This is a genomic window from Streptomyces sp. E2N166 (assembly GCF_003671715.1).
GTDB lineage: Bacteria > Actinomycetota > Actinomycetes > Streptomycetales > Streptomycetaceae > Streptomyces > Streptomyces thinghirensis.
On the sequence record NZ_RAIF01000006.1, the window covers coordinates 1,303,298 to 1,311,647 of the forward strand.

Annotated in this window: 11 protein-coding genes; 2 read left to right on the forward strand and 9 right to left on the reverse strand. The window is 71.1% G+C overall.

Annotated features, from left to right (window positions below):
- The 6 genes from cbiE to EBH09_RS06335 all read right to left on the reverse strand — a co-directional run.
- Positions 1–682, reverse strand: a 682-nt coding sequence (gene cbiE, locus EBH09_RS38620; RefSeq protein WP_238697197.1) for a precorrin-6y C5,15-methyltransferase (decarboxylating) subunit CbiE, incomplete at its 3' end; no start/stop codon positions are given.
- A gap of 119 nt (positions 683–801) precedes the next feature.
- On the reverse strand, positions 802–1,440 hold the full coding sequence (locus EBH09_RS06315; RefSeq protein ID WP_121745956.1) for a GNAT family N-acetyltransferase: 639 nt from the start codon (positions 1,438–1,440) through the stop codon (positions 802–804).
- 146 nt (positions 1,441–1,586) lie between these two features.
- Complete coding sequence (locus EBH09_RS06320) at positions 1,587–2,414, reverse strand: MetQ/NlpA family ABC transporter substrate-binding protein (RefSeq protein ID WP_121745957.1); 828 nt, start codon at positions 2,412–2,414, stop codon at positions 1,587–1,589.
- 78 nt (positions 2,415–2,492) lie between these two features.
- On the reverse strand, positions 2,493–3,230 hold the full coding sequence (locus tag EBH09_RS06325; RefSeq protein WP_193776131.1) for a methionine ABC transporter permease: 738 nt from the start codon (positions 3,228–3,230) through the stop codon (positions 2,493–2,495).
- Positions 3,227–4,273 (reverse strand): ATP-binding cassette domain-containing protein, encoded by a 1,047-nt coding sequence (locus EBH09_RS06330; RefSeq protein WP_193776132.1) that lies wholly within the window; start codon positions 4,271–4,273, stop codon positions 3,227–3,229. The genes EBH09_RS06325 and EBH09_RS06330 overlap by 4 nt, the downstream gene beginning before the upstream one ends.
- A 424-nt stretch (positions 4,274–4,697) precedes the next feature.
- Positions 4,698–5,348, reverse strand: a complete 651-nt coding sequence (locus EBH09_RS06335) for an HAD family hydrolase (protein ID WP_121745959.1) — start codon at positions 5,346–5,348, stop codon at positions 4,698–4,700.
- Positions 5,349–5,431: 83 nt separating this feature from the next.
- Here EBH09_RS06335 and EBH09_RS06340 point away from each other — a divergent pair, with 83 nt between their 5' ends.
- Both EBH09_RS06340 and EBH09_RS06345 read left to right on the forward strand, forming a co-directional pair.
- Positions 5,432–5,791 carry a hypothetical protein gene (locus tag EBH09_RS06340; protein ID WP_121745960.1) on the forward strand — a complete coding sequence of 120 codons (360 nt, stop codon included), beginning with the start codon at positions 5,432–5,434 and terminating at the stop codon, positions 5,789–5,791.
- Position 5,792: 1 nt separating this feature from the next.
- A complete protein-coding gene (locus EBH09_RS06345) occupies positions 5,793–6,209 on the forward strand; it encodes a hypothetical protein (protein ID WP_121745961.1) in 417 nt (138 codons plus the stop codon).
- 30 nt (positions 6,210–6,239) lie between these two features.
- Here EBH09_RS06345 and EBH09_RS06350 read toward each other — a convergent pair whose 3' ends face one another.
- The 3 genes from EBH09_RS06350 to EBH09_RS06360 all read right to left on the reverse strand — a co-directional run.
- Complete coding sequence (locus tag EBH09_RS06350) at positions 6,240–6,737, reverse strand: GNAT family N-acetyltransferase (RefSeq protein ID WP_121745962.1); 498 nt, start codon at positions 6,735–6,737, stop codon at positions 6,240–6,242.
- 57 nt (positions 6,738–6,794) lie between these two features.
- On the reverse strand, positions 6,795–7,289 hold the full coding sequence (locus tag EBH09_RS06355) for a sigma-70 family RNA polymerase sigma factor (RefSeq protein ID WP_121745963.1): 495 nt from the start codon (positions 7,287–7,289) through the stop codon (positions 6,795–6,797).
- 74 nt (positions 7,290–7,363) lie between these two features.
- Positions 7,364–8,350, reverse strand: a 987-nt coding sequence (locus EBH09_RS06360) for a glycerophosphodiester phosphodiesterase (protein WP_153182614.1), incomplete at its 5' end; no start/stop codon positions are given.

Genomic DNA, 8,350 nt, shown 5'->3' on the forward strand with positions numbered 1-8,350 from the left:
GGGACCAGCCGCGCGGGCCGGCGGCGGGATCGCGGCCGGCGATCCAGCCCGTGCCGTCGGTCGCGGTGCCGGGGCCGACGCTTCCGCCGGCGACGATGACGACGTTCGGGTCGCGCCAGGTGTGGTCGGCGGCCTTGTCGGAGGTGACGACGGTGACCCGTTCGCGCGTGGTGCCGAGTTCCTCGCAGATGACGAAGGTGCGGTGGATGCCCTCCATCAGCAGGCCGAGTTCGGCGGGGCCGGCGCCCGGGGAGGTGAGGACCGCGACCTTGGTGTGGGCTCGGCATACGTTCACCGCGCGCCGCAGGGTGCGGGGGTGGGCGACGACCACATTGGCGTCGTCCCAGGGCATACCGGCGCGCGCGAAGGCGGCGGCCACGGAGGAGACGGCCGGGACGACTTCGACCTCCAGGCCGAACTCGGGTGCGCGCAGAGTGCGTACGACGCCGAAGAAGCCGGGGTCGCCGTCGGCCAGTACGACCGCCGTTCCGCGGTGGGCGGCGATGCGGCGGGCGGCGAGGGCGACGCTGCCGAGGCGGATGCGTTCGGCGGCGGGCGGCACCTCGGGAAGTGCCAGGTGGTGGGCGGCACCGGCCACCAGTGTGGCGGCGCCCAGTGCGGAACGTGCCGCGGCGGTCAGCGGCGAACCGTCCCATCCGATCACCGTGACCCGGTCGGCCATCGTCGTCAGTCTCCAGGGTTTCGCAGGTCGTGGTCGCGGAACCGTTGGCCGGCGCGCCCCGTGAGGGTACCCGGTGCGGTCTGGGGGCGGGGCGGTGGCGCGGTCGGAGCCCTCGCGGATCAGTTCCAGTCGGTGAAGGTGGTGAAACCGTCGTTGTCGGTCAGTGGCCCGGCCGCGCCCTCGAGGTCCTCCGGCAGCAGGCTCCACACGATGAAGTCGGTGCGGACCTCCGTCCAGACACCGTCGTCGGTGCGGACGCGGGCTATGCACGCGTTGCGCAGGACGCCCTCACTGATGCAGCCGATCTTCTGGGCGACCTGCTGGGAGGCGGTGTTGCCGGCGGCGGTGCGCAGCTCGACGCGTTCGAACTTCTGGTCGCCGAAGAGCCATTGGGCGGTGGCGAGCGCCGCCTCGGAGGCGTAGCCCTCGCCCCGGGCCCAGGGGGCGACGATGTACGACAGCTCGGTGGACCGTACGTGCCAGTTGGTCTTGGCCAGCTGGACCACGCCGACCAGGCGCTGGGTGAGGAACTCGGTGACCGCGAGGTCGAGTCCCCGGCCCGACGCGCGTTCGGCGGGGGCGTGGTCGCCGATCCAGGTGCCTGCGGCCTGCTCGGTGAAAGGCTGGGGGACGTGGGTCCAGGTGGCGACCTGCTCGTCGTTCATCATGGCGGCGAGGGCGGGGACGTCGTCCTCGTCGAGGGGGCGCAGCACCAACCGCTCCGTGCTGATGGAGATGTTGGGGAAGGTGCTCGTCATGCGCCGCTCCGTAACCTGTGTGACCGTCAGGGCCTACTCGAACTGCCCAGCATGCAGCATGAAAGCACTCAACCACACCACGGGGTCCGCCCCGGTGCGGAGCGGACCCCGTGCGCGGCGGACCCCGTGCGGGACCGGCGGTGCGATCAGAAGGAGGGCAGGACGGCGCCGGCGTACTTGTCCTCGATGAACTTCTTCACCTCGGGCGAATTGAGGAGCTTCGCGAGCTTCTTCACGCGCGGGTCGTCCTCCTGGCCCTCCTTGACGGCGAGGAGGTTGCTGTTCGGGTTGCCCTTGGCGCTCTCCAGGAGGAGGGAGTCCTTGGCCGGCTTCAGGTCGGCCTCGATGGCGTAGTTCCCGTTGACGACGGCCGCGTCCACGTCGTCCAGGGAGCGGGGGGTCTGGGCCGCCTCCAGCTCCTTGAACTTGAGGTTCTTCGGGTTCTCGGTGATGTCCGAGGGGGTCGCCGAGGTGCCGACGCCGTCCTTGAGCGTGATGAGCCCGTTGGCCGCGAGCAGTTGCAGGGCGCGGCCCTCGTTGACGGTGTCGTTCGGGACGGCGACGGTCGCGCCGCTCTTCAGGCCGTCCGCCTTGTCGACCTTGTGGGAGTAGAGGCCGAGGGGCTCCAGGTGCACGTCGACGACGGACACGACGTGAGTGCCGTTCTTCTTGTTGAAGTCGTCGAGGTACGGCTGGGTCTGGAAGTAGTTGGCCCCCACCGAGCCGTCCTCCGTCGCCGTGTTCGGCGTGACGTAGTCGGTGAACTCCTTGACCTCGAGGTCGAGGCCCGCGTCCTTCGCCAGGTTGTCCTTGACGTAGTTCAGGATCTCGGCGTGCGGGGTGGGGCTCGCGGCGACGATCAGCGGGCCGGAGGTGTCGGAGGCGGAGTCATTGCCCGAGCCGCAGGCGGAGAGCCCGAGGGTGAGCGCCCCGACGGCGAGGACAGCGGTGGTGAGCTTGGCGGTGTTACGCACGAAAAGTGCCTTTCCTGATGAGGTGGTGCGACCCCGTCGCGGGTGACGGGGAGTCCGGTGAAGGAGCCGGGCGGCCGGTCAGGCGGCCTTGCTCACGTCGGCTGCCGCGGGCTCCTCGGCCCTGAGCAGCCGCAGCCTGGGCCCGGCGCCCCCGCGTCCGCCGCGGCGGTGCAGGGTGCGGGCGGCGTAGTCGCCGGCGAACTGGATGAGCGAGATGACGACGGCGAGGATCGCGACGGTGATCCACATCAGCCCGGTCTCGAAGCGCTGGTAGCCGTAGCGGACGGCGAGGTCGCCGAGACCTCCCCCGCCGACGGTGCCGGCCATGGCCGAGTAGCCGATGAGGGCGATGACCGTGGTGGTGGTGCTGGCGATCAGCGACGGAAGCGCTTCGGGGACCAGGACCTTGCGGACGATGGTCCAGCTGTTGCCGCCCATCGACTGGACGGCCTCGACGAGCCCCCCGTCGACTTCGCGCACGGCCGTCTCGACGAGCCGCGCGAAGAAGGGGATGCCGCCGATGGCGAGCGGCACGATCGCGGCCTCGCTGCCGATGGTCGTGCCGGTGACCCAGCGGGTGAAGCTCATCAGCGCGACCATGAGGATGATGAACGGCATCGAGCGGCCGACGTTCACGATCTGGCCGATGACCTTGTTGACCAGGACGTTCTGCAGCAGGCCGCCCTTGTCGGTGAGGACGAGGAGGACACCGAGCGGGAGCCCGGCCGCCACGGCGATCAGGGTGGACCAGCCGACCATGATCAGGGTCTCCCAGGACGCCTGCTCCAGCAGCGGCCGCATCTCGGACCAGGTCACTTGGCACCTTCCTTCACCAGCGAGGACGGCTCATCGGCCGCCTCGCTCACCACGTCGATCTGCAGGCCCTGTTCACGCAGGAAGCCGACGGGCACCACGTTGTCCTCGTAGCGGCCGGGCAGTTCGATCCGCATCCGGCCGACCTGGAGGCCGCCGACGGTGTCGATGGCGGCACCGAGGATCGATATGTCGATGTTGTAGGTGCGGGACAGCTGGGAGATGACGGGCTGCGTGGCGGCCTCGCCGTGGAAGGTGACGTCGAGGACGGTGCGGTCGGCGCCGGACGCGTCGCCGCCCACCGGGAAGAGGGCGGCGGCCAGTTCGGAGCCCGGGGTGGCGAGCAGCTCGCCGACCGTGCCGGACTCGACGACGCGTCCCCTGTCCATGAGGGCGGCCGAGTCGCAGACGCTCTTGACGACGTCCATCTCGTGGGTGATGAGCAGGACGGTCAGGCCGAGCTGCCGGTTCAGGTCCCGCAGCAGCTGGAGGATGGAGCGGGTGGTCTCCGGGTCGAGGGCGCTGGTGGCCTCGTCGGAGAGCAGGACCTTGGGGTCGCCGGCCAGGGCGCGGGCGATGCCGACGCGCTGCTTCTGGCCGCCGGAGAGCTGGGCCGGGTAGGCGCCCGCCTTGTCGGCGAGACCGACGAGGTCGAGCAGCTCCAACGCCTTGCGGGAACGTTCCTTCCCTGACTTGCCGAGGATCTCCAGCGGCAGTTCGACGTTGTCCCGCACGGTCCGGGAGGAGAGCAGGTTGAAGTGCTGGAAGACCATGCCTATACGGCTGCGGGCCTGCCGCAGTTCCTTGCCGGCGCGGGGGCCGCGGCCGGCGAGCGCGGTGAGGTCCTGGCCGGCGACGGTGACCGTGCCGGCGGTGGGGCGCTCCAGGAGGTTGACGCAGCGGATGAGCGAGGACTTGCCGGCGCCGGACTGGCCGATGACGCCGTACACCTCGCCCTCGCGGACGTGCAGGTCGACGCCGTCCAGGGCGGTGACCTCGCGGCCGCGTGAGCGATAGACCTTCGTGAGGCCCGATGTGGTGATCACGTGGGTTTCCGTCACTGTCGAGTGCGCGGCGCGGTGGTGTGCGCCGGGCACGGGGCGTTGTTCTTCGGGGGCTTGGGGGTCCTTCGGAACGCGGCACGGTTCTCGCGGTGGCGATGCGCGGTGGCGTGGGAAACCGGGGAGAAACGTGTGCGCGGGACATGGCTCGGCCGCGTGCGCGGGGCGCGGTGGCGGGCACGAGCCGGCGCTCGCTTCGGGGCGCGAGGCTCAGATGGTGCAGGGGCCCTCTAGAAGGCGCACATTCGACACATACAACGAGCACCGGGCGTCATCGTCGCCTCGGTCGCAGGGGTGCGGTCGCTCGTCGTGCTCATGCGATCAGTAAAGCAGACCTATGGTCCTGACCGGACACCGCTGTCCGGATGTTGGACAGCGGTGGACGGTGGCCGGCCCACGGGGGCGCCGATCAGCCCCGGACGGAGATCTCGACTCCCGCCTCGGTGACCAGTGCCGACAGGGCCGACAGGTCGGTGACCACCAGGTCGGCGTCGAGTTCGTCGGCCCGGTGGGTTGTGGCCAATGCCACGGTGGTCATGCCGGCGGCGCGGCCGGCCTGGAGTCCGACGGGGGCGTCCTCGAAGACCACGCAGGCGGCCGGGTCGACGCCGAGGGCGCGGGCGCCGAGCAGGTAGGGCTCGGGGTCGGGCTTGCCGCGGGTGATGTCGTCGGCGGCGACGAGTGTCTTGGGCAGGATGCCGACGGCACCGAGCCGGGCCTCGGCGAGCCGGCGGGTCGCCGAGGTGACGACGGCCCAGCGGTCGGCCGGCAGGACGTCGAGGAACTCCCAGGTGCCGGGGAGCAGATGCACGCCCCCACCCGGTACGTCCTCGACCTCGAGCTGCTCGATCCGCGCGACGGCCTCCGGCACCCTGTCCGCGGGCAGCAGGTCGGCGGCTATCTCCGCGGCCGGCCGCCCGTGCAGCTCGACCCGTGCGAACTCCTGCGCCGTGATCCCGTACTCACCGGCCCACCGCGTCCAGCAGCGGCGTACGGACTCGAGGGAGGAGACGAGGGTTCCGTCGTTGTCGAACAGGAGGGCTTGAGCGTGGATCTTCATACCTCCGACCCTACGACTCGTCCGGTCCCCGCCGGACGGGGTCGGGGGCGGCGGGCCTTTTGGGCCGTAATAGGGTCGCTGCCATGCTTGACGTCCTGACGCTGGTGACCGGCGTCGCCGCGCTGCTGCTCGCCGCCTGGTGCGGCTGGGCGGCCTACCGTGACCAGCCGACGAAGGACTGGCACTTCATCGGCATGGCCGTGGTCTCGGCGCTGGCGCTGGTCCAGCTCGTGGTCGGGGTCGTGCAGCTGGCGCGCGGCGAGGAGCCCGGCCAGGGCACGACGATCTTCGTGGCGTATCTGCTGGGCGCCTTCGCCTGTGTCCCGGCGGCGGGGTTCATGTCGCTGGCCGAGCGCACCCGCTGGGGTTCGGTGACGGTCGCCGCCGGCGGTGTCGTCCTCGCCGTCCTCGAGGTGCGGCTGTATGACATCTGGGGAGGCTGAGATGGTGGCCGCGCAGGAGAAGACGGACCGGAAGCGGTTGATCAGCGGTCCCGGGATCCTGCTGGTGTGGCTGTACGGGGTGATGGTCGTCGGCGCCGTGTCCCGGTCCGCGTACCAGATCGCGACCGAGTTCGACCGGGCGCCGCTCCCCTACACGCTGTCGGCCGTCGCGGGCGTCGTCTACGGCTTCATCACGTACACCCTGGTGCGCGGCGGCGAGACGGCCCGCAAGGCGGCGCTGGTGTGCTGCGCCGCCGAGCTCGTGGGCGTGCTGACGGTCGGCACCTGGACGCTGGTGGAGCCGTCCGCCTTCGCCGACGCGACCGTGTGGTCGGACTACGGGATGGGGTACCTCTTCATCCCCGTCCTGCTGCCGCTGTCGGCCGTGTACTGGCTGCGCCGGGCCCGCACCGCGTAGCGGCGGCCGGCCCGGGTCCCGTCGGCGCCTTCAGGCCGTGGTCGCGTACGCCTCGGCCGGCTTCTCCAGGACGATCATGGGTACGCCGTCCGCACCCTGCGCGGTCCCCACCGTCTCGTAGCCGACCCGCCGGTACAGCCGCAGGTTGTTCTCGCTGCGGTGCCCGGTGTGCAGGCGGAAGCGCTTGGCGCCGCGCTCCTCGGCGAGGGCGGACTCGGCGGCGCGCAGCAGGCGGGCGCCGATGCCGTGCCCCTGGAGCCGCGGATGGACGCACAGCCTGCCGATGGACGCCGCCCCGTCGTCGGCGACCCGGCCGTGCACCGAGCCGACGACCTCCTCGCCGAGCCGCGCGACGAAGACGCAGTCGTCGGCGACCTCCTGGCGCACGGAGTCGAGGGTCTGGACGAGCGGGTCGATGCGGTAGTTGCCGTACAGCGCCGCCTCGCTCTGGAAGCAGAGGTACTGCAGCCGGAAGATCTGCTCGGCATCCTGCTCGGTCGCCGCCGAGATGGTCACGCTCATGCCCATGTGTGCATGCCTCCCGCTCACCTGATCACCTGTGGTCCCCCACTCCTATCCCCGTCCTCAGCGGGCCGCAACCTCCCGCGGCAGCAATCGGCGAAGACATCCCAGACATCGGGAACGTTCCGGGCCAAGACTGCCTTGTGAGATACCCAACTCCCCCGCGATCTCCCGGTATGTGAGGTCCTTCGGCGACAGCAGGGCCTCCATCAGCCGGGGGCAGCGGCCGGGCAGCCGGCGCACGGCGTCGCGCAGGGCGCGGTGCCTGGCCGCGGTGAGCGCGAGCTGCTCGGGCTCGTGCTCGGCCGCGCCGGCGGGTTCGGTCTCGTACGGCCGCTCGTCGCGGGTCGTACGGCGGGTGCGGCGGGCCTCGATGCGGACGGCGCTGCGCAGCCAGCGACGCGGGTCGCGGGGCGGGCCGTCGGCCTCCAGGCGTTCCAGGAGGCGCAGCCAGACCGCCTGTTCGAGGTCGCCGGGCTCGGCCCCCGACGCATATGCCTCGGCGGATGCCTCGGCGGTGAGCAGGGGGCGCAGGGAGGTGACCAGGTCGTGCGTCATATGCGGGTCGACGCGGCCGCCCGGGCGGCAGGTTGCCCGGACGGCCGAAGGTCACCCCAACCGGGGGCGGTCGCTCAGTTGTTGACGAAGTCCTCGCGGGCCAGCAGGCCCGTGTCCGGATGGTCGGTGAAGACGCCGTCGATGCCGGTGGCGAAGTAGGTCCGGAACGCGCCGAAGACGTCGCCGTAGGCATCCGGGTCGCCGCCCTCGCGGAAGTCCGCGGGGAGGAAGGGGTTCTCGTTGCGCATCGTGTACGGGTGCAGGATCAGGCCCGCGCGGTGCGCGTCGCGCACCAGCGTGGTCGGTTCGGTGAGCCGGCCGGCGGAGTCCTTCGGGATGATCAGGTCCAGTGTGGGGCCGATGCCCTGCGCGTAGGAGGCGATCTCCTTCAGGCCCTTCGGCGTGATGAGGTCCGCCGTGGTGCGCGGGTCGCCGGTCTCGACGAAGTCCCAGGGGCGGCTGTTCGCGCCGGACAGGAGCACGGCGAGGGGGTTGCCGACGAGCTTGTTCATCCGCTGGATGCTGGTGGGCTCGAAGGACTGGATGATGACGGGCGAGTTCTTCCGGTCCTTGCCGTACTCGCGCAGCAGCCGCGCGAGGCGCTCCTCGGTACCGAGGCCCAGCTTGCGGAAGTAGGTGGGGTGCTTGAGCTCGGGGTAGATCCAGACCTGCTTGCCGCGCTTGCGGGTCTGCTCGTTCTGCCAGCGGAGCACCTCTTCGAAGGTGGGGATCTCCCAGCGGCCGTCGTAGAGGGTGTTGTGCGGGCGGTTGGCCGGGATGCGCTCGGTGGCGCGGAGAGTCTTGAGCTCGGCGAGCGTGAAGTCCTCGGTGAACCAGCCGGTGACAGAGACGCCGTCGAGCCGCTTCGTGCGCTTGCGGTCGGCGAACTCGGGGTGGTCGGCGACGTCCGTGGTGCCGCCGATCTCCGGCTCGTGCCGGCAGACGAGGTGACCGTCCCTGGTGGGGACCAGGTCACCGGCCTCGACGATGTCGGCGCCCATGTCGAGGGCCAGTTCGTAGGCGCCGAAGGTGTGCTCGGGCCGGTAGCCGCTGGCGCCGCG

What these genes read in the sequence shown, in the direction of transcription:
- EBH09_RS06315 (WP_121745956.1), bottom strand. Translation starts at nt 1,440, where the DNA reads ATGACGAGCACCTTCCCCAACATCTCCATCAGCACGGAGCGGTTGGTG.
- EBH09_RS06335 (WP_121745959.1), bottom strand. Translation starts at nt 5,348, where the DNA reads ATGAAGATCCACGCTCAAGCCCTCCTGTTCGACAACGACGGAACCCTC.
- EBH09_RS06340 (WP_121745960.1), top strand. Translation starts at nt 5,432, where the DNA reads ATGCTTGACGTCCTGACGCTGGTGACCGGCGTCGCCGCGCTGCTGCTC.
- EBH09_RS06345 (WP_121745961.1), top strand. Translation starts at nt 5,793, where the DNA reads ATGGTGGCCGCGCAGGAGAAGACGGACCGGAAGCGGTTGATCAGCGGT.
- EBH09_RS06350 (WP_121745962.1), bottom strand. Translation starts at nt 6,737, where the DNA reads ATGGGCATGAGCGTGACCATCTCGGCGGCGACCGAGCAGGATGCCGAG.
- EBH09_RS06355 (WP_121745963.1), bottom strand. Translation starts at nt 7,289, where the DNA reads ATGACGCACGACCTGGTCACCTCCCTGCGCCCCCTGCTCACCGCCGAG.